General features: G+C 65.9%; 19 protein-coding genes and 1 pseudogene. 12 read left to right on the forward strand and 8 right to left on the reverse strand.

All coding sequences use genetic code 11. The features are described from left to right. Positions 1 to 51: 51 nt before the first annotated feature. Entirely contained in the window at positions 52 to 891 is an 840-nt protein-coding gene (locus QX135_RS28525) for a protein-disulfide reductase DsbD domain-containing protein (RefSeq protein ID WP_316234399.1), read from the reverse strand. Between the two features lie 136 nt (positions 892 to 1,027). Here QX135_RS28525 and QX135_RS28530 point away from each other — a divergent pair, with 136 nt between their 5' ends. Continuing rightward, on the forward strand, positions 1,028 to 1,678 hold the full coding sequence (locus QX135_RS28530) for a YqgE/AlgH family protein (RefSeq protein ID WP_315713870.1): 651 nt from the start codon (positions 1,028 to 1,030) through the stop codon (positions 1,676 to 1,678). Between the two features lie 204 nt (positions 1,679 to 1,882). On the opposite strand, the gene QX135_RS28535 is transcribed toward QX135_RS28530, so the two are convergent. Both QX135_RS28535 and QX135_RS28540 read right to left on the reverse strand, forming a co-directional pair. Further along, positions 1,883 to 2,770 (reverse strand): TauD/TfdA family dioxygenase, encoded by an 888-nt coding sequence (locus tag QX135_RS28535; RefSeq protein ID WP_315797043.1) that lies wholly within the window; start codon positions 2,768 to 2,770, stop codon positions 1,883 to 1,885. Between the two features lie 137 nt (positions 2,771 to 2,907). Further along, positions 2,908 to 3,687, reverse strand: a complete 780-nt coding sequence (locus QX135_RS28540) for an SDR family NAD(P)-dependent oxidoreductase (protein ID WP_316234400.1) — start codon at positions 3,685 to 3,687, stop codon at positions 2,908 to 2,910. A gap of 136 nt (positions 3,688 to 3,823) precedes the next feature. Here QX135_RS28540 and QX135_RS28545 point away from each other — a divergent pair, with 136 nt between their 5' ends. The 3 genes from QX135_RS28545 to QX135_RS28555 all read left to right on the forward strand — a co-directional run bounded on the left by QX135_RS28545 (position 3,824) and on the right by QX135_RS28555 (position 6,267). Further along, positions 3,824 to 4,966, forward strand: a complete 1,143-nt coding sequence (locus QX135_RS28545) for a PQQ-dependent sugar dehydrogenase (RefSeq protein ID WP_316234401.1) — start codon at positions 3,824 to 3,826, stop codon at positions 4,964 to 4,966. A 120-nt stretch (positions 4,967 to 5,086) separates the two neighbouring features. Continuing rightward, positions 5,087 to 5,821 carry an SDR family oxidoreductase gene (locus QX135_RS28550; protein ID WP_315734491.1) on the forward strand — a complete coding sequence of 245 codons (735 nt, stop codon included), beginning with the start codon at positions 5,087 to 5,089 and terminating at the stop codon, positions 5,819 to 5,821. A gap of 74 nt (positions 5,822 to 5,895) precedes the next feature. Further along, entirely contained in the window at positions 5,896 to 6,267 is a 372-nt protein-coding gene (locus tag QX135_RS28555; protein WP_316234402.1) for a CsbD family protein, read from the forward strand. A gap of 138 nt (positions 6,268 to 6,405) precedes the next feature. Here the strand turns inward: QX135_RS28555 and QX135_RS28560 are convergent, their stop codons facing one another. Further along, a complete protein-coding gene (locus tag QX135_RS28560) occupies positions 6,406 to 8,139 on the reverse strand; it encodes a DUF459 domain-containing protein (protein ID WP_316234403.1) in 1,734 nt (577 codons plus the stop codon). A 139-nt stretch (positions 8,140 to 8,278) separates the two neighbouring features. Then, positions 8,279 to 9,673, reverse strand: coding sequence for a lytic murein transglycosylase (locus QX135_RS28565; RefSeq protein ID WP_316234404.1), 1,395 nt, complete (start codon positions 9,671 to 9,673; stop codon positions 8,279 to 8,281). A gap of 219 nt (positions 9,674 to 9,892) precedes the next feature. Here QX135_RS28565 and QX135_RS28570 point away from each other — a divergent pair, with 219 nt between their 5' ends. After that, positions 9,893 to 10,774 carry a UTP--glucose-1-phosphate uridylyltransferase gene (locus QX135_RS28570; protein WP_315734482.1) on the forward strand — a complete coding sequence of 294 codons (882 nt, stop codon included), beginning with the start codon at positions 9,893 to 9,895 and terminating at the stop codon, positions 10,772 to 10,774. 46 nt (positions 10,775 to 10,820) lie between these two features. On the opposite strand, the gene QX135_RS28575 is transcribed toward QX135_RS28570, so the two are convergent. Continuing rightward, positions 10,821 to 12,329 (reverse strand): diguanylate cyclase, encoded by a 1,509-nt coding sequence (locus QX135_RS28575; protein ID WP_315775439.1) that lies wholly within the window; start codon positions 12,327 to 12,329, stop codon positions 10,821 to 10,823. 142 nt (positions 12,330 to 12,471) lie between these two features. On the opposite strand from QX135_RS28575, the gene QX135_RS28580 reads away from it, so the two are divergent. The 7 genes and pseudogenes from QX135_RS28580 to QX135_RS28610 all read left to right on the forward strand — a co-directional run bounded on the left by QX135_RS28580 (position 12,472) and on the right by QX135_RS28610 (position 19,150). Next, positions 12,472 to 12,729: a hypothetical protein gene (locus tag QX135_RS28580; RefSeq protein ID WP_315734477.1), complete on the forward strand. Its 258-nt coding sequence runs from the start codon at positions 12,472 to 12,474 to the stop codon at positions 12,727 to 12,729. A 51-nt stretch (positions 12,730 to 12,780) separates the two neighbouring features. After that, a pseudogene (locus tag QX135_RS28585) lies at positions 12,781 to 13,181 on the forward strand (peptide ABC transporter substrate-binding protein); the annotation flags it as partial. A gap of 269 nt (positions 13,182 to 13,450) precedes the next feature. Then, a complete protein-coding gene (locus QX135_RS28590) occupies positions 13,451 to 15,244 on the forward strand; it encodes a peptide ABC transporter substrate-binding protein (protein WP_316234405.1) in 1,794 nt (597 codons plus the stop codon). A gap of 43 nt (positions 15,245 to 15,287) precedes the next feature. Further along, entirely contained in the window at positions 15,288 to 16,247 is a 960-nt protein-coding gene (locus QX135_RS28595; protein WP_315713883.1) for an ABC transporter permease, read from the forward strand. Beyond that, a complete protein-coding gene (locus QX135_RS28600) occupies positions 16,213 to 17,154 on the forward strand; it encodes an ABC transporter permease (RefSeq protein WP_315813653.1) in 942 nt (313 codons plus the stop codon). Before QX135_RS28595 ends, QX135_RS28600 begins: the two co-directional genes overlap by 35 nt. Beyond that, complete coding sequence (locus QX135_RS28605; RefSeq protein WP_315813652.1) at positions 17,154 to 18,152, forward strand: ABC transporter ATP-binding protein; 999 nt, start codon at positions 17,154 to 17,156, stop codon at positions 18,150 to 18,152. The genes QX135_RS28600 and QX135_RS28605 overlap by 1 nt, the downstream gene beginning before the upstream one ends. Beyond that, positions 18,152 to 19,150, forward strand: coding sequence for a dipeptide ABC transporter ATP-binding protein (locus QX135_RS28610; protein WP_315813651.1), 999 nt, complete (start codon positions 18,152 to 18,154; stop codon positions 19,148 to 19,150). Before QX135_RS28605 ends, QX135_RS28610 begins: the two co-directional genes overlap by 1 nt. A gap of 17 nt (positions 19,151 to 19,167) precedes the next feature. On the opposite strand, the gene QX135_RS28615 is transcribed toward QX135_RS28610, so the two are convergent. Further along, positions 19,168 to 19,293: a hypothetical protein gene (locus QX135_RS28615; RefSeq protein WP_315813650.1), complete on the reverse strand. Its 126-nt coding sequence runs from the start codon at positions 19,291 to 19,293 to the stop codon at positions 19,168 to 19,170. A gap of 152 nt (positions 19,294 to 19,445) precedes the next feature. Beyond that, the gene (locus QX135_RS28620; RefSeq protein WP_315813649.1) at positions 19,446 to 21,302 is read right to left on the reverse strand and encodes a feruloyl-CoA synthase; all 1,857 of its coding nucleotides are present in this window, start codon (positions 21,300 to 21,302) and stop codon (positions 19,446 to 19,448) included. Between the last annotated feature and the right edge of the window lie 125 nt (positions 21,303 to 21,427).

The raw sequence follows: 21,427 nt of genomic DNA on the forward strand, positions 1-21,427 counted from the left end.
GTTAAGATTGAGTTGGACCGGCCCCGCGTCGCTCGCCCGGCGCAGCCGCCGTCAGGGCAGATTGAAGTTGAACTCGTAGGCCCTGTCGGGGCCGACCAGCGTGAATTTCAGGGCCGCGCCGTCCGGCTTCACGCCGGGCGGAACGCCGTCGAGCTCGAAGGCGAAGCGCTTGATGCCCGGTATGCCGCTGTCGCGCACGGTCGGGATCGGCAGCGCCCAGTCCGGCGTCGGCCCCTCGACATAGAGCTGGACACTGCGCGGATCGGCGACGGCCACGTCGATGATGACGTCCTTCTGGCCGTCGCGCTTGACGTCGCGGATCGTCAAGGGATTGTCGTCGCCGACGGTGGCCGGCTTCGGCACAGTGTCGAGGGCCGCCGAGAGCGCCGTATCCTCGGTGCTGGCGACGCTGGTGAAGGCGAGCTCGGCCTTCGCTTCGACGGGAATGCAGATCTTCTCGCAGACCGCGTAGCTGATGTCGGCGCGCAGGGTCATCGGCTTGTCGGCGTTCTTGGCGACGATGCGCAGCGGCAGCACGACCTGATCATGATAGCCGAGCGAGTGTCCGCCGGCGCCGTCGTCGAACTTTGTCGGCGCGGGCCACAGAACCGTCACCGCTTCGACGTTCTCCGACTTGGAAAAGTCGAACCGCGGCGGCACGCCTGAATCGCCGGGCGTTCGCCAATAGGTCTTCCATCCCGGCTGCAGCGCAAGGGCGATGCCGCCCAGCATGACCGGACCGCTGCGCGAGCCCGCGAGCAGGCGCACTGCGGAGTGGCTGTCGCGCTGCCAGGGCGAGGAATCCTGCGCCTGCGCACCGAACGCAAGGCAGGATGATACGACGGTCGCGACGAGCAGTGTGGCAGAGTGGTGAGGAACCAAGGCGGACATGAGACGTCTTTAGAGTGCGGTTCGGGCGCAAACCATTGAAATGCTTGTGAGCAGATTTCCTCGCGAGGACCTGAACCTTGATTGACAGATGCGCATCCCAATATCAGGATATCAATGATCATGAGAGTCCTTGCGGATGAATCCTGAGGCAAAAAGGCTGGGCGACATTCGCCGCAAAGTGACAGGGATCGGGGATCACACCTCTCACGGTGGTTACCTCGACGGCCAGCTGCTGGTTGCCATGCCCGTGATGGGCGATTCCCGTTTCGAGCGCTCGGTGATCTATCTCTGCGCGCACTCGGCCGAGGGCGCCATGGGTATCATGGTGAACCGGCCGGCGGGCAGCATCGACTTCCCTCAGCTGTTGATGCAACTGAATATCATCGAGAAGAGCGATCAGATCAGCCTGCCCGACAGCGCCGAGACCATGAAGGTGCTGAGCGGCGGCCCGGTCGATACCGGACGCGGCTTCGTGCTGCATTCGAGCGACTACTTCATCGCCAACGCGACCTTGAAGATCAACGACGGCGTCTGCCTGACGACGACGATCGACATTCTCAAGGCGATCGCCAAGGGCGACGGTCCGAAGCACGCCATCCTCGCCCTCGGCTATGCCGGCTGGCGCGCGGGCCAGCTGGAGGAAGAGATCCAGGACAATGGCTGGCTGCACTGCGACGCCGATCCGGAGCTGATCTTCGGCGACAATGTCGACGCCAAATACGATCTCGCGCTGCGCAAGATCGGCATCGATCCGGGCATGCTGTCCAACGCCGCCGGGCACGCATAGGCCTTATCGTCCGGTTGGAGCCCCCGCGCTCGCTGGGATCAGAGAAGGCTTAATGGGGCGCTCTGCCTCTCCGTCGTCATTGCGAGCGCAGCGAAGCAATCCAGAATGTCCACCGCGGATGCAGTCTGGATTGCCTCTGCGCTTCGCTCCTCGCAATGACGACATGGAGAGGGATGAGGCCGCGCATCTCTGCTGAAGTCAGAACTACTCCGCCGCCTGCTGCGCCACCGTCGGCTCGGTGCCGGCCACGGTGGCGCGGCGCATGTCGCGCGGTTGCGACTGATCGTAGCGGCGCACGCGGTGCATGGTCTGCCTGTTGTCCCACATGATCAGATCGTGCAGCGTCCATTTGTGGACGTAGACGAACTCGGGCTGTGTGGCATGCTCGGTGAGGTCGCGCAACAGCAGCCGCCCTTCCGGCATGCTCATGCCGAGCACGGCGCCGGCATGCGACGACAGATACAGCGACTTGCGGCCATGCGCCGGATGGGTGCGGACCAGCCGCTGCCTGACCGGCTTGAACATCTCCTTCTCCTCATCGGTGTAGTCGAGGAAGCCGAGCGAGCCGCGCGAATACATCAGCGAATGTTCGCAGACGAGATCCTCGATCTCGTCCTTGGTGTCCTGGTCGAGCGCGTCATAGGCGGCGCGCATGTCGGCGAATTCGGTGTTGCCGCCCTTCGGGTTCACGATTCGCGCCGACAGGATCGAGTACTTCGCCGGGATCGGCCGGAACGAGCTGTCGGAGTGCCACAGGCAGTTGCCGAGATTGAACAGATGCGTGCGATGGTCTGATGGCAGCGGCTTGCCATCCTTGCCGAGATTGGAGACGTCGTTGAGGCCGGTGGTGAGGCGGTAATCCTCCTTCTTGGTGACGGTGCCGCCGCGCGCCTGCTCGCGGTCGCCGAAGCTGAGCGCGAAGGCGAGCTGCTGCTCGTCGGTGACGTCCTGATCGTGAAATACGAGAACGGCGTAGTGATCGATCGCGGCCTGCAACTGCGCGACCTCGTCCCGAGCGAGACTCTTGCGCAGATCGACACCGGACACTTCGCCGACGAAATGCGGATGCAGCTGCCGGATGGCGATCGCCATGGTGTCCTCCTCGCGTCCTCATGACGGCGGACCTCCTGTCCGCTTCTTCTGAAGCAAGAGGCTACGCCGGCGATGCGCGAAGTCAACGCAAGGCACGGAGCGCCGCCCGCACGGCTGTCATGCCGGCGCGTCAGACGTCATGCGTTGCGGGCCATCAGCCCGCCGTCCACCGGGATCACCGCTCCGGTGAGGAACGAGGCGGCCGGCAGGCACAGGCTCAAGGTCATGTGCGCGACCTCCTCCGGATCGCCGTAGCGACCGAGCGCGGTGCGGCGCCGCGCGTAGACCGCCTTCTGCTCGTCTGGAATGCGCGCGGTCATCGCGGTCGTGATCGGGCCCGGGCAGATGCAGTTGACGGTGATGCCGTCGCGGCCGAGCTCGACGGCGAGCGAGCGCGTCAATCCAGTCACGCCTGCTTTCGCCGCGGAATAGGCGCTGTGCAGCGCCGTTGCGCCGAGCGCCTCGGTCGAGGCGATGTTGACGATGCGCGGGCTGGATGAGCGGCGCAGATGCGGAAGCGCGGCGCGGATGACGCGCTGCTGCGCCGTCAGCATGATCGCAAGCCCTCTCGCCCAGGCCTCGTCGTAAGCCTCGTCGTCGATCGCGACACGGACCGAGATGCCGGCATTGTTGACGAGGATGTCGAGCCCGCCGAAATGCTCCGCGGCCTCGCCGACGACGGCGCTGATGGCGTCGCGGTCGGCGAGGTCGAGCCGCCACGCACGCGCTGTTCCGCCGCAGGCCAGGATATCCGCCGCCACGGCGCCGGCCCCGTCCTCATCGATATCGGTGACTGCGACGCTGGCGCCTTCATCGGCGAACACGCGCGCGGCCGCGCGCCCCATCCCCGACGCCGCGCCGGTGATCAGGACGGTCAATCCCTTGACCGAGCGGCTGAGTTGCCTGTGCTGGTGCATATTTGCGGCTCACGGAAAAATGCGCATCGCGTGCGCGCCGTCGGGATTAACACTGATCGGACGCATTCGGTAGGCACTCATCCGGCGTGGCCGAATTTGCGTTGCCTACGACAGGGATCAACAAACCGGAGTGATCATGGCGCTCTCCAAGATCTTCATGCGCTTGGCGTTGGTGGTGGGACTGATCGCAACCACGGCAGCGCATGCCGACGGCATCAATGCCGGCGGCCGCAGGGCCAGCGCGTTGCGGCCGTTCGACGCGCGGAGCGTTGCCGAGTTCGATACGCCCTGGGCCATCGCCTTCCTGCCCGATGGGCGGATGCTGGTCACGGAGAAGCCGGGCCGGATCTTTCTGGTCACGCAAGGTGGGAAGAAGATCCAGATCGGCAACGTGCCCGCGGTCGCTGCGCGCGGACAGAACGGTCTCTTGGACATTGCGGTGTCGCCGAGCTTCGCGACGACGTCGCAGATCTATCTCACCTACACCGAGCCGAGCGGCGAGGGCAGCCGGCTCGTACTGACCCGTGCCGTGTTGTCGGTTTCGAATGACAACGCCACGCTGACCGACCCCACTGTGATCTGGCGCCAGACGCCGGCCGGCGGCGGCGGGCAGCCCGGCGGCATCGTCGCGTTCGATCCCTCGGGAACGCATCTGTTCCTGACCGTCGGCGACCGCATGCAGCCGAACAGCGCCCAGGATCCGCGGCAGGCGCGCGGCAAGGTGCTCAGGCTCAATCTCGACGGCGCGACGCCGTCGGACAATCCCATGGCCGAGGACAAGGGCGTGCCGGCGCAGACATGGACCACCGGCCACCGCAATCCCTACGGGCTCGCCTTCGCGCCCGATGGCAGGCTCTGGCTGCACGAGATGGGACCGCGTGGCGGCGACGAACTGAACCTGATCGAGCCTGGCAAGAACTACGGCTGGCCACTGGTGTCGAACGGCGACAACTACGACGGCACGCCGATCCCGCGTCATGCGACGCGGCCGGACCTCACGTCGCCGCCGCTCTATTGGGATCCTGTGATCGCGCCGGCCGGCCTGGTCTTCTATGATGGTCCGATGTTTCCGCAATGGAAGGGATCGGCGCTGATCGGGGGCTTGCGGGTTCAAGCGCTGGTCCGCGTCGCCTTCCGGCCCGATGGTCAGCCTGACGAGGCCGAGCGCTGGGACATGGGCGAGCGCATCCGCGATGTCGCCGTGGCGCCGGACGGCGCCGTCTGGGTGATCGAGGACGACTCGCCCGGCCGCCTGCTGCGGCTGACACCGATGAAGTAGCTGCGCAGCAGCATTGATGCGAAGGCGCCGATGCCGGTGTCGCCACAGCCGCGATGCCGTTGACAGGGCCTGCGCCGATCCCCACACCATCCGACAAATAACAATAGAAGGAGTGGGGAGATGAACGCGCTCGATTTCACGGGACGCTCGGTGCTGGTGATCGGCGGCTCGAGCGGCATCGGCAACGGCATTGCGCAGGCGTTTCGCGCGCAGGGCGCGCGCGTCGATATCAGCGGCACGCGGCCGAGTGCTGCCGATTATGCCGCAGACGAGGGCTCCGATCTCGTGGGGTTGAACTACCATCAGCTCGATGTGAGCGATCCCGGCGCGATCGAGAGCTTCGCACCGCAACTCGATCGTCTCGACGTGCTCGTGCTGGCGCAAGGCGCGGTGCTCTACCGGCGCGGCGAGTTCGCCATGGACGGCTTCCGCAAGGTGGTCGAGGTCAACCTCATCAGCCTGATGGCCTGTGCGACGAAATTTCACGGCCGGCTGCGCGATGCCAAGGGCGCGCTCATCATCGTCTCGTCGACCGCGGCCTATCATTCCACCATGGGCAACCCGGCCTACAACGCCTCGAAGACCGGTGCGATGGGATTGACGCGAACCCTGGCGGAGGCGTGGGCGGAGGACGGCATCCGCGTCAACGGGATCGCGCCCGGTCTCGTCGACACCAAGATGACCAAGGTGACGACCGCCAATCCGAAGCGTCTCGAGAGCGCGCTGCAGCGCATCCCGCTGCGGCGGTTGGGCACGCCGCAGGACATGGCCGGTGCCGCGCTGTTCCTGGCCTCGCCGCTGTCGTCCTACATCATCGGCCAGACCCTCGTCGTCGACGGCGGCCTGATTTTGTAGTGGTCCGGAACCTGCGCCGTGCTGGCCGGTTAGCAGGCCAGCAATCCCGCACAATGCAGAGAAGGAGAGCGGCAATGGATCAGGATCGGCTGACCGGTACGGCCAAGGATGTCGCAGGCAAGATCGAAGGCGGCGTCGGCGAGATGTTGGGCGACAAGAGCACGCAGGCGTCGGGCCGTGCACGCGAGGCTTCGGGCGTCGTTCAGAACATGTATGGCCAGGCCAAGGACGCGGCGCGCGAGGCCGGCGATGCGGCAATGGATTTCGCCAAGGATACGTTCGGCAACGGCTCCGAAACGCTGCGTGATGGCACACAGGCGCTGACCAAGCGGGTTCACGACAATCCGATGGGTGCACTCCTGGTCGCCGGCGGCATCGGCTTCCTGCTGGCGATGCTGATGCGCTCGCCGAGCCGGCCGCAGCCGCCGCAGCGCTGGCGCTACTGAGGCTGCAACAGCCCCGCTGACGGACGATCAGATGAAAATCGGCCCGCATTCGTTCTCGAATGCGGGCCGATTTGTCATGGTCATCTTGTTCCGGAATGATCCGCGTCGATCGCCCCCAGCGCCGAAATGCGGTCACGATCAGCGGCCCTGGGTCTCCAGCGCTGCTGCCGAGCGGCCGACCAATCCTGGCGGCCGCGGCGGCGCGTTCGGATTGCGCGCGGCGGGCGGCCGCGCCGGCTGCTGTTGCTGCTGAGGCGCGCCGAAGCCAAAGAAGTCGCGGACGCCCTGATTCGGCTGCTGCGTTTGGGCTGGCGGCTGCTGAGCGGGCGCCGCCGGCGTGGTCAGCCGCTTCTGCCTCGGCTGCGGCGGCACCGGTCCCTGCGCGGCCGGAGTTGCTTCCGCCGGCGAGGTCGCGGCCATCGGCGCCTCGGGCCGGGTGAACTCCTTCGGCGGCTCCTTGGCCTGCTCGCGCCCAACCTCGCGGCGGGGCCAGGCGAAATCGTCGGCGCGGCCGGCGGGCGGGCTCAACGCCTCGCCCTTGACCAGGGTCCGGGCCGCCAGCGCATCGACCGCCGCGGGTCGGGAGCCGGGGCCGCCCAGCAGCTGGTCGGTGCCGACGGATGACGCCACCAGCGGCAGGATCGGGCCGGCGACCGGCCGCGGCGCCGGCTGGCCGGGCACGGCATTGGCGTCCGGCGTCGCCGGCTCGTTCGGCAATTCGAGCGGCGCTGAACGGGCCGCGAGCAGCCGGTTGATCTCACGCTCGGCATAGTGGGCGAGCTTGCGTGCGCCCGGCTTGGTGAAATACACGCCGTCATAGGAGCGCAGCTGCCGGATCTGGCCTTCGAAGTCCGGCCCCTTCTGCAGGAAGCGGCCGGACTCGTCGACAAAGCCGTCCCAGACGTCGACATAGGTGATGCCGGCCTTGCCGGCCGCATCGCGATACAGCGAGTCGAGGAACAGCGTGTCCGCCGTGCCCTTGGGACCGCGAACCGCAGGCAGGCCGACCCAGAGTACGGGCACCCCCTTGCTCTTGGCGATCGCGATCATCTCCTCGATCTTCTTCGTGTAGAGCTCGACCCAGCGCTCGTCCCGGAACTCATAGAGGCCGCCTGGCGAGCGGGCGGCCTTCTCCGGTGCCGCGACCGCAGGCGTGTCGTTGTCGGCCTCGTCCTGCGGCAGATCGGTATCGGCAGCCTTGTCGTCGGGCTTGGCCGCCGTGTCGGCCTTGCCATCCGGCTTGGCCTCACCGGGCTTTGTCTCACCAGGCTTGGCCTTGGCATCCTTCTTGGCCTTGTCGCCCTTCTTGTCGTCGGGCTTCTCGGTCTTCTCCATCGCGGGCTCGCGCAGCGAGATGCGGTCGTTGAGGCCGAGCATGATGACGATGGCGTCGGCGCGCTCGGTCGCCAGGATGCCCTTGGCGGCGGCGGCCCAGTCGGCCGGCTCGCCCTTGGGCTGGTACTTGATGAGGCCCGAAGTGGTCCTGATCTTGCGGGTCACGCCCATGTCGGGCTGCTCGGAATAGGCCTCTTCCAGGCCATAGGCGAGCCAGTCGGCCATGGCGTCGCCGAGCACCAGCACATAGCGGTCCGGCGCGCCGTCATGCTTCTCCGGCGGCGGCGCCTTGGAATAGTCCTGGATCACCCTCTTCGGCTGTTGCTGCGGGAACGGAGTAAAGAAGTCGCCGCCGAACCAACCTCCGCCACCTCCACCGCCGCGCGGCGCCGGGCGGGGCGAGGCGAACGGGTTGAAGTTGAAGAACTGGGCCGAGGCGGGGCCGGCGATGCCGACGAGCATGGCGATGACGACCGCCAGCACGACCAGCGGGCCGGGCTCGTTCAACAGCTTGAGGATGGACTTCAGCTTTGACATGCGCACCCGTCGCGCGGCGAGATCGTGACGATCCATATAATAGGACGCGAATCAGGCCGCAAACGGGCATTCACCGGATGGTGTTGATGGCATCGGTAATCGCCCCACACGGTTACCGGCAGGGCAGATTGGGCTGTAATCAGCGCACCCGCAGCCGTTCGAGCACATCCGAGGTGGCAAATCCGTCCGCCGGCGCCCCGATCGAGGCCTGGAAGTTCCGCAGCGCCTCGCGCGTCTGGCCACCGAACTGGCCGTCCGGCGTTCCGCGGTAAAATCCGCGCTCGGCGAGCAATTGCTGCAGCTCGAGCCGCTCGCCGCGCGACAGCGTCCGCTCCTCGCGCGGCCAGGCCTGAACGAACGGTGGCCCGCCCCGCAGACGGTCGGCGAAGTGGCCGATCGCCAGCGCATAGGCTTCCGCCGGGTTGTATTTCATGATGACGCGGAAGTTCTGCAGCATCAGGAAGCCGGGGCCCTGGGCGCCGGCCGGCGCCAGCAGATAGGCCTTTTCGGCGCTGGCCGGGAACGGCTGACCGTTGGCTCGCCGCAGGCCGAGCTGTTCCCACTGGCCGAAGCTCATGCTCTTGGCGCGGTCAGCGAGCATGTAGTTGAAGCCCTGGGGCACCACGACCTCGTAGCCCCAGCTCTGGCCGCTCTGCCAGCCGTCCTTCTTCAGATTGTTGGCGGTCGAGGCGATCAGGTCGGCCGGATTGTCGACGACGTCGCGGCGGCCATCGCCGTCGGCATCGACGGCGAAGCGCTTGAACGCGGTCGGCATGAACTGGGTCGGGCCGAAGGCGCCTGCCCACGAGCCGCGCAACTGCTCGGGGCGCAAATCACCGTGATTGAGGATCTCCAGGGCGGAGAGGAACTCATCCTTGAAATAGGCCTGGCGGCGGCCGATGCAGGCGAGCGTCGCGGTCGACTGAAGCACGCTGCGGTCGCCGATCTGGGTCGAGTAGTTGGACTCGATGCCCCAGATCGAAGCGATAATGTAACGGTCGACGCCATAGGCGCGCTCGGCCGCATCGAACTGCGGCTTGTACGTCGCCAGCACCTCGCGGCCTTTCGCCAGCCGGTTGTCGTTCACCAGGATGTCGAGATAGTCCCAGATCGACTTGGTGAATTCGGGCTGCGCGTCGAGCAGGTCCATGATGCGCAGGTCCGGCGACAGGCCGGCGGTGAAGCGCTGGAAATTGTCCTGCGTGATGTTGCGCCGTGCGGCATCTGGCCACATGCCGGCGACGCAATTGTCGAAATTGCCGGCGGCTTCGCGGATTGCGGCCGCCGTCATCAGCGGATGGCCGGAGGCGCCGTCCTCGCCGCTCCACGGCTGCGGCCCGCCGGCGGCGGGGGGCTGGTTGGGGGCGGGGTTGCCCTTGGTCGGGGTGCCCGTGAACAGGCCGTCGAGAAAGTTCAGCGGCCCGCCGCCGGATTGCGCGACAGCGGAACCAGACACCACCGTCAACGCCGTGACCAGAACCGCCGCGCCAGCACCGGCCTTCAGAGCTGTCAGCATCACGTTCCGTCGCATCATGTCTCGATCCAGATCGCATGGAAGATCGGGCTCCACGAGGCCCGGTCCTGCTTAACGGGAGATTAACAAGGTTAACGATTTCCGCAGCGAAATTTAGCCGTTCGGTTCGTGTCGAGCGGAACACTGGACCCAACATCCGCCTTTGTTCTCGGCTGCAAACGAGCTACCTAAAATGCGATCGATTTCGCATTCATATCGCCACAAGGTCTAGTCATCCCCATGAAGATCCGCAAAGCCGTTTTTCCGGTCGCCGGTCTCGGCACCCGCGTCCTTCCCGCCACCAAGGCGATGCCGAAGGAAATGCTGACGATCGTCGACAGGCCTCTCATTCAATACGTGTTCGACGAAGCCAAGGAGGCGGGCATCGAGCATTTCGTGTTCGTGACCGGGCGCAACAAGACCGCGATCGAGGATCATTTCGACCGCATGTACGAGCTCGACGCGACGCTCGCGGCGCGCGGCAAGAAGACCGAGATCGAGATCCTGGCGCGCGACCAGCCGGAGGCCGGCGCGGTCAGCTTCACCCGTCAGCAGGCGCCGCTCGGCCTCGGCCATGCCGTGTGGTGCGCGCGCGACATCGTCGGTGACGAGCCGTTCGCGGTGGTGCTGCCGGACGAGCTGGTGCTGAACTCGCCGGGGTGCCTGGCGCAGATGATCGCGGCGGCGAGCAAGCTTCCGGAGAAGAGCAACGTGCTGGCGGTGCAGGAAGTGCCCGCCGACCAGACCCATCAATACGGCATCTGCGGCGTCGGCAAGCGCGACGGCAAGATCTTCGAGGTCGACGGCATGGTCGAGAAGCCGGCCAAGGGCACCGCGCCGTCGAACTTCTCGATCACCGGGCGCTACATCTTGCAGCCTGAGATCTTCCAGATCCTGGCGACGCAGGAGCGCGGCGCCGGCGGCGAGATCCAACTCACCGACGCGATGATCGGATTGTCGAAGACACAGAAATTCTATGGCGTGGATTTCGACGGCGAGCGGCACGATTGCGGCTCGAAGTCCGGCTTCCTGCGCGCCAACATCGCCTTCGGCATGGCGCGGGCCGACCTGCGCGATGGCCTGCGCGAGGACATGAAGCGCTATCTCGAAGGCAAGGGCTGAGGCCAAGCCGGCGATAAATGCCGCGCCTTCGAGGCGGTTGGCGGCATCACGCCGCCAGCGAGGCCGCGGGTGACGGGTGACGCACCGCTGCGCTGGCGCAGCGGTTACGGCCGGCGGCCTTGGCCATGTAGAGGGCGCGGTCGGCGGCGTTCAGCAGGCCGGTCCAATCGGTGTCGCGCGACGGCGTGACGCTGGCGGCGCCGATGCTGATCGAGGTGGTGCACGCTTCTCCCGCCCACAGCTTGACCTTGCTGCGGATCGTCTCCGCGACGCGCAGCGCATCCGCTTCCGAGGTCCCCGGCAGCAGCACCGCGAACTCCTCGCCGCCATAACGCGCGGCGCAGTCGCCGGCGCGCCGCACCGAATCGGAGATGCACACGGCAATGCCGACCAGCACCTGATCGCCGGCCTGGTGCCCATGGGTGTCGTTGTAGCTCTTAAAGTGATCGGCATCGATCATCAGCAGCCCCAGCGGCGCGCCGGTGCGCTGCGCCCGCCACCATTCGAGCTCGATCGTCTCGTCGAACTTGCGCCGATTCTTCAGGCCCGTCAGCGGATCCGTGGTCGCGAGCTGCTCCAGCCTGGATTCGATCTTCGCCCGGAGCTGGATCTCGCGCGCGGCGACCTGCGTCGCGGCCAGGACGAACACGATCAGCGCCAGCATCATTGCCCCGATCTCTGCAGCCTCGTTGCGCCAGTATGCGTAGACGCTGTCCCACGACTTGCTGGCGATCACGACCAGCGGCTCATTGCCGTTGCGCCAGACCAGGAGCCGCGGCAGATCGTCCAGTGCGCCATAGCTGCTCGACCAGCCGGACGGCTCGGTGAGCGCGCGGGTCACGGCCGGCGCCCGCGCCAGATTGCGGCCGATCGCGGCGGAATCGAACGGCGCGCCGACGACGACGGTGCCGTCGCGCCGGAGCACCGTGATGTTGTCGCCCGACCCGAGCGTGAGCCGTGCGAACAGGTCGCGGAAATAGCCGAGGCGGATCGAGCCGGCGACGACGCCGGCGAAGCGCCCGTCCGGCGTCGAGATGCGGCGGCTGAGAACGATGGAATATTGGCCATGATGCTGGGCGGGCCGCCCGACATAGAGTCCGGTGTCGGGCCGGTCGCGATGCACCTGGAAAAAATCGGCGTCGCTGCGGTCCTCCGGCAGCGGGTCGAGCGTCGACGACTCGAGCGACAGCCGTCCGCGGGCATCGAACACCTGGATGGTGCCGAAATTCTTCGCGGTGGACGAACGGTCGAACAGGATCAGTTGGCGGACCGGCTTGCTGACCTCGTTGATTTCGGGCAGCAACATGTTGCTGGCCACCGCCCGCAGCGAGAGATCGTAGAGCTCGACGTTGCGGCTGATGTCGGCGCCGATGCTGGCGGCCATGTTCTCCAGCGCCTGCCGGGCGCGGACCTCCTCGCTCCGGCGCAGGTCGATCATGACGCTGGCGCAGATGGCGGAGAAACCGATGATGGTCGAGATGGAGCAGGTGATCAGCGTGCGCGCCGAGACCCGCCAGGGCTGCGTCGCCCGGCCCGTTCGGCGTTTCCAGCGCATCGGATCGTCCCGTCCCCGTGGAGTCCCATCCGTAGACTGACGGATAAAGCCGAAGTAACGCATGTTAGGTTAACGAGTCGTTGCGTTCGCGGTGCCTGTCGTCAAGGCGGCCGCACACGCGCTGGTACGATGGAGTCGAGACTTGCCGGACTATGATGCGCTTCGAGATTACCTCAAGCGGCAGACCCGCCCCGAGCTGGTGCTCAGCCTCGACGAGATCGAGGAGTTGATCGGCGACAGCCTGCCGCGCGCCGCGCAGCGCGCCTCGTGGTGGGACAGCCTGCGGAGCCCGCAGGAGAAAATGCCGCAGCGCGAGGCCTGCCTGGCGGCAGGCTATGTCGCGACCCGGCTGCCGGATGGCAAGGGTGTCCGCTTCCGCAAGCTGAAGCCGGAGCGCTGAGCATCCGTGCCCGTGGCAATTGGCCTGCATCCTGCTTTCCAGGCGGTGACGCGCTTCGAGTTCAACGTCGACGAGGCGATCGAGATTTTGGAGAACGCCGGCTGGAAGGAGGGCGCGAGCGGCATTCGCGAGAAGGGCGGCAAGCCGCTCGAGCTCGTAGTCCAGACCTCCACCAACGTCCCGCGGCCGAAGAACCATGTCATCGTCACGCAGGCCTGCCAGAAGGCGGCCATCGAGCTCGAGCCGAAGTCGGTGGTGGCTCGGCGTTCTTCTCCAGCGACGTCGCCAATTCCGACACCTACACGCACGTCTACTGCGACATGGAGATGCTGATGATCACGATGGCGTCGCCGGGTACGCGCGTCAGCGGCATCCGCAAAGGTTTGTAGAGCCGTTCCTCGGAATGGGACAACGACCTCTGGCAGTTGCCGAACTGGTGTCGCGAGAGCTGAGCGCACATCGAGAGCGTTCATGCCGAAGCAGAACATTCCGGTGTGTGGCGACCGTCGCCAGCGACGTAGTTCCATTTTCCGGGATATGACTCGCAGTCAATCTTTCCGCATCTGCGAAGTGCGACAATCGATCCGTTCTTTATTGCGGAATTGGCCCGGATTCTGCTTTGACAGTCGCTTCGAAGGCTGATCCAATTTTATGCAGTTCCCGATCGATGCAAGACGGGGACGCGTTTTTTGGCATTCAGCACCACCTTTGGAGTCGATTGATGAACGAGCGTGATCTCCGTAGCCAGATCGCTGATGTCAAAGCAGGACGCCTGTCACGGCGCGAATTTGTGCAGCGGATGATTGCCGTGGGGCTGACCGCGCCGATGGCCGGCGCGATGCTCGCCCATTCCGGCGTCGCCGTGGCCGCCCAAGCCATCGCCTACAAGCCGACCAAGGCCGGTGGCGGCGGTCCGCTCAAGCTGCTGCTCTGGCAGGCGCCGACGCTGCTCAATCCGCATTTCGCCATCGGCACCAAGGACCAGGAGGCCAGCCGCCTGTTCTACGAACCGCTGGCCGGATGGGACAAGGACGGCAATCTGGTGCCGATTCTCGCCGCGGAGATTCCGAGCAAGGAGAATGGCGGTCTTGCGGCCGACGGTTTGTCGGTGACCTGGAAGCTGAAGAAGGGCGTCAAATGGCACGACGGCAAGCCGTTCACCGCCGACGACGTCATCTTCAATTGGGAATACGCCAACAACCCCGAGACCTCGGCGGTCTCGATCGGCAGCTACAAGAACGTCAAGTCGATCGAGAAGATCGACGATCTGACCGTGAAGCTGATCTTTCCGCAGCCGACGCCGTTCTGGGCCGATGCCTTCGTCGCCTCGTTCGGCTGCATCATCCCCAAGCATCACTTTGCGGATTATATCGGCGCGAAGTCGCGCGAGGCGCCGGCGAACCTGAAGCCGGTCGGTACCGGTCCCTACATGTTCGTGGACTTCAAGCCGGGCGACACCGTCGCCGGCAAGCGCTTCCCGGACTATCACGTGCCGACGCAGCCCTATTTCGACACGGTCGAGATCAAGGGCGGCGGCGATGCCGTCTCCGCTGCGCGCGCGGTGCTGCAGACCGGTGAATACGATTACGCCTACAATCTGCAGGTCGAGGACGAGATCCTGACCAAGCTCGAGGCGGGCGGCCAGGGCAAGACCGAGCTGACGCTGACCGGCCACATCGAATATATCGGCCTCAACGTCACCGATCCCAATGTCGAGGTCGACGGCGAGCGCGCCAGCCTGAAGACCAAGCACCCGCTGTTCTCCGATCCCGAGGTGCGCAAGGCGATCAATCTGCTGATCGACCGTGCGTCGGTGCAGAAGTTCATCTATGGACGCGCCGGCGTCGCGACGCCGAACTTCCTCAACAATCCCGAACGCTTCCGTTCGAAGAACAACAGCTTCGAGTTCTCGATCGAAAAGGCCAGCCAGATCCTCGATGCGGCCGGCTGGAAGAAGGGCGCCTCCGGCATCCGCGAGAAGGACGGCAAGCCGCTCAAATTCGTATTCCAGACCTCGATCAACGGCCCGCGCCAGAAGAACCAGGCGATCATCAAGCAGGCGTTCCAGAAGGCCGGCATCGAGGTCGAGCTGAAGTCGGTGGTCGCGTCGGTGTTCTTCTCCTCGGACGTCGCGAACCCCGACACCTACTCGCATTTCTACTGCGACATGCAGATGTATCAGACCACGATGCCGCAGGCGGATCCGCAGTTCTTCATGAACCAGTTCGTGTCCACCGAGGCCGCGACCAAGGAGAACAAGTGGCAGGGCCGCAACATCTGCCGCTGGCAGAACAAGGAGTATGACGAGACCTACAAGCTGGCCCAGAGCGAGCTCGATCCGGTCAAGCGCGCCGCGCTATTCATCAAGCTCAACGATCTCGTCGTGCGCGACAACTACGTCCTGCCGGAGATCAACCGGCTCAACGCGATCGGCGTGAAGAACGGCATGGTGCTTTACAAGAGCGGCTGGGACAACGATCTGGCGTTCATCGCCACCTGGTATCGGGCGAGCTGACGCGCGGCCAGCATGACCAGCCAGACATCGTAGGGGTGGAGCGATGGGAAACTATCTTCTCAGGCGCCTCATCGTCGCTGTGCCGAGCCTGCTCGGCATCAGTCTCATTCTGTTCGTGCTGCTCGCGCTGGCACCGGGCGATCCATTCGGCGAGCTCGCGAGCAACCCGAACGTGCCGCCCGAGGTGCGCGAGGCGCTGCGCATCAAGTTCGGGATGAACGATCCCGTGCTGTTGCGCTATGTCCACTGGCTGGTCGCCATGTTCCAGGGCGACTGGGGCTTCTCCTTCGCCAGCCGCGTCAACGTCGACACGCTGATCCTGCAGCGGATACCGACCACGCTCTACGTGGTCGGCACCGCGCAGATCCTGGCGCTGGCGGTGGCGCTGCCGGTGGGCGTGCTCGCGGCGCGGCGGCCCTATTCGATCTTCGACCAGATCGCCAACACCTTCGCCTTCATCGGCTTCTCGCTGCCCACCTTCTTCACCGGCCTGTTGCTGATCCTGATCTTCAGCGTCAATCTCGGCTGGCTGCCGTTCGTCTATCGCGCCGACCTGCAGGCCACCGGCTGGCAATGGTGGTGGGAGAGCATCAAGCAGGCGATCATGCCGGTCATGGTGCTCGGCCTCTATCAGGCGGCGTCCTACACCCGCTATGTTCGTTCGGCCGTGCTCGACGTCATCAAGCTCGACTACGTCACGACCGCGCGTTCCAAGGGCCTCGACGAGCGCAAGGTGATCGTCAAGCACGTCGTGCGCAACGCGCTGATCCCGGTGGTTACGCTGGTGGCGCTGCAGATGCCGACCGTGTTCGGCGGCGCCATCGTCACCGAGCAGATCTTCCGCATTCCCGGCATCGGCTCGCTCCTGATCAGCGCGATCCTCGCCAACGATACGCCGGTCATCATGGCGGTGACTTTCGTGTTCGCCTGCCTCGTCGTCCTCTTCAACCTCATCGCAGACATTCTGTATGGCTGGCTTGACCCACGCATCTCCTTCCGTTGAGACGGCGCCGGTCGCCGCATCGCCCAAACGGCGTTTCTCGCCGGGCCGCGACGCGCTCCGCCGCTTCCTCCGTCACCGCCTCGCGGCCGCCAGCATCGTCGTGCTGCTGCTGCTCGCGCTCTCGATCCTGCTCGGCCCGTGGCTGTGGCGGATTCCGATCAACGAGATCGACTTCACGGCACGCCTCGCGCCGCCGTCCTGGGAGCATCCGTTCGGCACGGACGATCTCGGCCAGGATCTGCTGGCGCGCATGATCTATGGCGGCCGCATCTCGCTTGCGGTCGGCTTTGCCGCGATGGGCGTGGCGCTGTTCGTCGGCATTCTCGTCGGTGCGATCGCCGGCTCGGCCAAGGGACCGGTGGATGCCGCGCTGATGTGGCTGACCGATCTGTTCCTGTCGCTGCCGCAGCTGCCGCTGCTGCTCCTGATCATCTATTTGTTCCGCGATTTCCTGAAGGGCTGGCTCGGCCCGGAAGGCGGCGTGTTCGTGCTCATCGTGCTCGTGATCGGCGGCTTTCGCTGGATGCATGTGGCGCGTCTGGTCCGCGCGCAGTTCCTGTCGCTGCGCGAGAAGGAATTCGTCGAGGCCGCGCGCGCGCTCGGCGCCTCCAACTCCCGTCTCGTCGTCCGCCACATCCTGCCGAACGCGCTGGGGCCGGTGATCGTCGCCGGCACCATCGACGTCGCGGCCGCGATCATCGCGGAATCGACGCTGTCGTTCCTCGGTCTCGGCTTCCCGCCGGACATTCCGACCTGGGGCCGGCTGCTGTTCGACGCCAAGGACTATCTCGACATCGCGCCGCATTGGGCGCTGTTCGCCGGCGGCGCGATCTTCCTTACCGTGATCGCGATCAACTTCATCGGCGATGGCCTGCGTGACGCGCTCGATCCGCGGAAGGTGATGTGATGGATGCCCGCGTAGCTCCGCTCCTCGAAATCAAGGGGCTGAAGACCTATTTCAACAGCGACGAGGGCGAGGTCCAGGCCGTCGACGGCGTCGACATCTCGATCGGCAGCGGCGAGACCCTGTGCGTGGTCGGCGAGTCCGGCTCCGGCAAGACCGTGACGGCCATGTCGGTGCTGAAGCTGATCGCGATGCCGCCCGGTCGCATCGCCGGCGGCCAGATCCTGTGGCGGGGCCGTGACCTGGTACCGCTCGGCTCGTCCGAGATGAACAAGATCCGCGCCAGCGAGATCGCGATCGTGTTCCAGGAGCCGATGACCTCGCTCAACCCGGTCTACACCGTCGGCGACCAGATCGCCGAGGTGATCCGGCTGCATCAGGGCCTGTCGAAAAAGGCGGCGATGGATCGGGCGGCCGAGATGCTGGCGCTGGTGCAGATCCCCAATCCGAAAGCCCGCGTGAACGACTATCCGCATCATTTCTCCGGCGGCATGCGCCAGCGGGTGATGATCGCGATGGCGCTGTCGTGCAATCCCAAGCTCCTGATCGCCGACGAGCCGACCACCGCGCTCGACGTCACGATCCAGGCGCAGATCCTCGATCTGCTGCTCGATATGAAGGAGCGGCTCGGCATGTCGATCATGCTGATCACCCACGCGATGGGCGTGGTGGCCGAGGTCGCGCAGCGGGTCGTGGTGATGTATGCCGGCCGGGTAGCGGAGGAGGCGCCGGTCGAGCGGTTGTTTGCCAATCCGCGCCATCCCTATACGCAGGGCCTGATCCGCTCGATCCCGCGTATCGATCTCGCGGCGGTCAGGAAGAGCCGGCTGGAGAGCATCCCCGGCAGCGTGCCGAAGCTGGTCAATCCGCCGGAGGGCTGCCGCTTCGCTTCCCGCTGCCGCTTCGCCATTCCCGATTGCAAGCTCGCGCAGCCGGAGCTGCGCGAGATCGAGCCCGGCCACAAGGTGGCGTGCATCCGCGCCGAAGAGACATTGCTGTGATGACCGAAGCTGCGATTGCCACGCCCGCCGCACCCGCGCCGCTGCTCAGCGTGCGCAACCTGACCAAGGCGTTTCCGATCCGCGGTGGACTATTGAAGCGCCAGATCGGCAGTGTGCGCGCGGTCGACGGCGTCAACTTCCACATCGAGCCGAGCGAGACCTTCGGCCTCGTCGGCGAGTCCGGCTGCGGCAAGTCGACCACCGGGCGCTGCGTGCTCAGGCTGATCGAGCCGAGCTCGGGCGAGCTGAGCTTCGAGGGCAAGGACGTCATCGCGCTGTCCGGCGACAGGCTGCGCGCGTTGCGCCGCGACATCCAGATCATCTTCCAGGATCCCTATGCTTCGCTCAACCCGCGCATGACCATCGGCGCCATCATCGGCGAGGCGCTGACGATCCATGGGCTGGCGACCTCACGCCAGCAATATGAGGCGCGCATCGTTCATCTCTTGGAGACCGTCGGCCTGCAGGCCGACCACATGACCCGCTATCCGCATGAATTCTCCGGCGGCCAGCGCCAGCGCATCGGCATTGCGCGTGCCATCGCGGTCGAGCCCAAGCTGATCATCTGCGACGAGCCGGTATCGGCGCTCGACGTGTCGATCCAGGCCCAGGTCATCAACCTGCTCGAGGATCTGCAGCAGAAGTTCGGCATCGCCTATCTGTTCGTCGCCCACGACCTCTCGGTCGTCGAGCACATCAGCCGCCGCGTCGCGGTGATGTATCTTGGCCGCATCGTCGAGACCGCGCCGTCACGCCAGCTCTATTCGACGCCGAAGCATCCCTACACCGAGGCGCTGCTGTCGGCTGTGCCGATCCCGGATGCGAGCGTCAAGCGCAAGCGCGTGCGGCTCAAGGGCGAGGTGCCGAGCCCGATCAATCCACCATCGGGTTGCCACTTCCACACCCGCTGCCCGATCGCCAAGGACGTCTGCAGCAAGGAAGTGCCGCCGTTGAAGGCAAGCGCCGAGGGGCATCTCGTCGCCTGCCATTTCCGTTGAGGGCGGAGGTCGGCGCGTCACGCCGCCTGACGGTCCGAGACCAGCGCCGTCAGTCGCACCGATTGCTCCGGGTTCAGTGCGAACTGGACCAACGCGGTGCGATCGCCGACGTGGGTCACGGTCCCCGGCAGATCGGACACCATGCCGGGAGGAATCTAGATGCGAGCCATTTTAAGGATTCGCAGTTGATGCCCGGTCAAGTGCGGATGGAAACTAGTTGCCGCACGCGCGGGGGGCGCTTCCGTAGTTGTACGGACGCCATTTTGTGAGTGTTGAGTAGTTGCGTAGTTCTGGGTCAGGACATGTCAGGCCTGATCAGCTCGGTCGCGGTTTCATCCTTCAGTCGTGCGACCAGATCGGCGCGGCGGGTGAGCACCGCGCGTTGGTTGACATAGCCCTTGTCAGTGATCTCGCCGGCATCGAGCAAGGGCGGCTCGGCCATCAATAGCGCACGGGTCGCATAGCGCGACGAGCCGACCGCCTCAGTGCGAAGCTTGGCCAATCCTCGCGCGATGGCAGTGCGCACCGATGGATGCGCCAGAACGTCGCTGGCCGCGGCCGTCTCGGTCAGCCCAGCGGCGCCGCGGCACGCTGCGATGTTGGGCACGATGAGAAAGTGCACCTCGTCGGTGCCGTGGCCTGCGATCACGATATCCTGCGCCAACGGCGCCAGCGCCGCGATGCCGGCAATGCGCAGCGCGCCGACGTTCACCCATGTCCCGGAGCTGAGCTTGAAATCCTCGGTGATGCGGCCGTCGAAGAACAGGCCGCGCTCCGGATGCTCGGGATCTGCGAGCTTCACGGCGTCGCCGATCTTGTAGAAGCCCTCCTCGTCGAAAGCCGCGGCCGTGAGCTCGGGCGCCTTCCAATAGCCCGGCATCACGTTCGGCCCGCGCACGCGGACCTCGAGCTTCTCGCCGGTCGGCACCAGCTTGAGCTCGGTGCCGGGGATCGGCACGCCGATGTTGCCGGCGCGCTCGGCGAAGAAGTGGCAGTCGGTCGCGAGCGGCGATGTCTCGGTGGCGCCCCACGCCGACACCAGCGGTGCAGGACGGCCGATCGTGGCCCGGCTCATCTCGTTGAGCGCATCCCACAGATTTTGCGGCAGGGCCGCGGCCGCATAGAGGATGCACCTGACGCCGGAGAAAAATCTGCGGCGCAGATCGTCATCGGCCCTGAGTGCCGCGACCAGCATGTCGAAGCCGCGCGGCACGTTGAAATAGATCGTCGGCACCAGGCTGCGCAAATTGGCGAGCGAGGTCTCGAACAGGCCGGGCGCCGGCTTGCCGCCGTCGATGTAGATCGACCCGCCGTGGCTCAGCACCAGGTTGAAATTGTGGTTGGCGCCGAAGGTGTGACTCCATGGCAGCCAGTCGACGATGACGGGGCCGCCCTCGACCTCGCGCAGGAAGGTCCAGAGCTGCGCCTTGGCCTGCTGGCTCATGGTCAGCATCCGGTGCGTGTTGATCACCGCTTTCGGCTGCCCGGTCGAGCCGGAGGTGAACAGCAGCTTGGCCACCGTGTCCGGCGTGACCGCGGCGAAGGCGCGGTCGACCTCGGCGCCGGGCTTCGTCGCGAGCAGGGTCTGCAGCGGCACCGCGCTCGTTCCATCGCCGTCGCCGGCAATGATCGTTGCCCGATGCAGGCCGTCGACGGCCGCGAGCGCGCGCGCGAACGGCTCGCGCTGCGCGACGAAGATGGCGCCTGGATCGAGCAGACGGATCATCGCGCGCAGCTTCTCGTGATCCGTCGACATCAGCGAATAGGCCGGCGAGATCGCGCAGACGGGGATGCCGACATGCTGCGCTGCGAGCGCCAGCACGGCATGGGCGATGCTGTTGTCGGACAGGATCGCGAGCGGACGCTCCGGACCAAGGCCCTGCGCGAGCATCCAGGCCGCGGCGGCGCGGACCTGCATCAATGTTTCGCCGTAGGTCAGCCAGGTCCAGTTGTCGCCACGGCGTTCGGCCAGGAACGTGCGATCCGGGAAATGGTGGCCCCAATGCTCCAGCCATTCGCCGGTGCATCGCGCGGCCGGCTGCAACGGCATGCGCGAGCGCAGGATGATCGCGCCGTCGTCACGCCTGACGGCCTCGATCGACGGCTCGGCGAACATCGCAGGCCCGGATGGGCGGCGTTCTGCATCAACCATGGCGCGTCTCCGCGCTGCGGGAGGTGATCGCGGACGATGCAATGCGGGAGGGAGTGGGGAAGGAGAATGCTGCGCAACAGGCGCTGCGATCGGGTGCAATGTGCCGCCGCATTGCGGTCGCAATG

Origin of the sequence: Bradyrhizobium sp. SZCCHNR1098 (assembly GCF_032489375.1) — a bacterium.
In the GTDB taxonomy this organism is placed as follows: domain Bacteria; phylum Pseudomonadota; class Alphaproteobacteria; order Rhizobiales; family Xanthobacteraceae; genus Bradyrhizobium.

Bases quoted from the DNA above. Each gene is read 5' to 3' on its own strand.
- QX135_RS28525 (WP_316234399.1), bottom strand. From the start codon at position 891: ATGTCCGCCTTGGTTCCTCACCACTCTGCCACACTGCTCGTCGCGACC.
- QX135_RS28530 (WP_315713870.1), top strand. From the start codon at position 1,028: ATGAATCCTGAGGCAAAAAGGCTGGGCGACATTCGCCGCAAAGTGACA.
- QX135_RS28535 (WP_315797043.1), bottom strand. From the start codon at position 2,770: ATGGCGATCGCCATCCGGCAGCTGCATCCGCATTTCGTCGGCGAAGTG.
- QX135_RS28540 (WP_316234400.1), bottom strand. From the start codon at position 3,687: ATGCACCAGCACAGGCAACTCAGCCGCTCGGTCAAGGGATTGACCGTC.
- QX135_RS28545 (WP_316234401.1), top strand. From the start codon at position 3,824: ATGGCGCTCTCCAAGATCTTCATGCGCTTGGCGTTGGTGGTGGGACTG.
- QX135_RS28550 (WP_315734491.1), top strand. From the start codon at position 5,087: ATGAACGCGCTCGATTTCACGGGACGCTCGGTGCTGGTGATCGGCGGC.
- QX135_RS28555 (WP_316234402.1), top strand. From the start codon at position 5,896: ATGGATCAGGATCGGCTGACCGGTACGGCCAAGGATGTCGCAGGCAAG.
- QX135_RS28560 (WP_316234403.1), bottom strand. From the start codon at position 8,139: ATGTCAAAGCTGAAGTCCATCCTCAAGCTGTTGAACGAGCCCGGCCCG.
- QX135_RS28565 (WP_316234404.1), bottom strand. From the start codon at position 9,673: ATGATGCGACGGAACGTGATGCTGACAGCTCTGAAGGCCGGTGCTGGC.
- QX135_RS28570 (WP_315734482.1), top strand. From the start codon at position 9,893: ATGAAGATCCGCAAAGCCGTTTTTCCGGTCGCCGGTCTCGGCACCCGC.
- QX135_RS28575 (WP_315775439.1), bottom strand. From the start codon at position 12,329: ATGCGCTGGAAACGCCGAACGGGCCGGGCGACGCAGCCCTGGCGGGTC.
- QX135_RS28590 (WP_316234405.1), top strand. From the start codon at position 13,451: ATGAACGAGCGTGATCTCCGTAGCCAGATCGCTGATGTCAAAGCAGGA.
- QX135_RS28595 (WP_315713883.1), top strand. From the start codon at position 15,288: ATGGGAAACTATCTTCTCAGGCGCCTCATCGTCGCTGTGCCGAGCCTG.
- QX135_RS28600 (WP_315813653.1), top strand. From the start codon at position 16,213: ATGGCTGGCTTGACCCACGCATCTCCTTCCGTTGAGACGGCGCCGGTC.
- QX135_RS28605 (WP_315813652.1), top strand. From the start codon at position 17,154: ATGGATGCCCGCGTAGCTCCGCTCCTCGAAATCAAGGGGCTGAAGACC.
- QX135_RS28610 (WP_315813651.1), top strand. From the start codon at position 18,152: ATGACCGAAGCTGCGATTGCCACGCCCGCCGCACCCGCGCCGCTGCTC.
- QX135_RS28615 (WP_315813650.1), bottom strand. From the start codon at position 19,293: ATGGTGTCCGATCTGCCGGGGACCGTGACCCACGTCGGCGATCGCACC.
- QX135_RS28620 (WP_315813649.1), bottom strand. From the start codon at position 21,302: ATGGTTGATGCAGAACGCCGCCCATCCGGGCCTGCGATGTTCGCCGAG.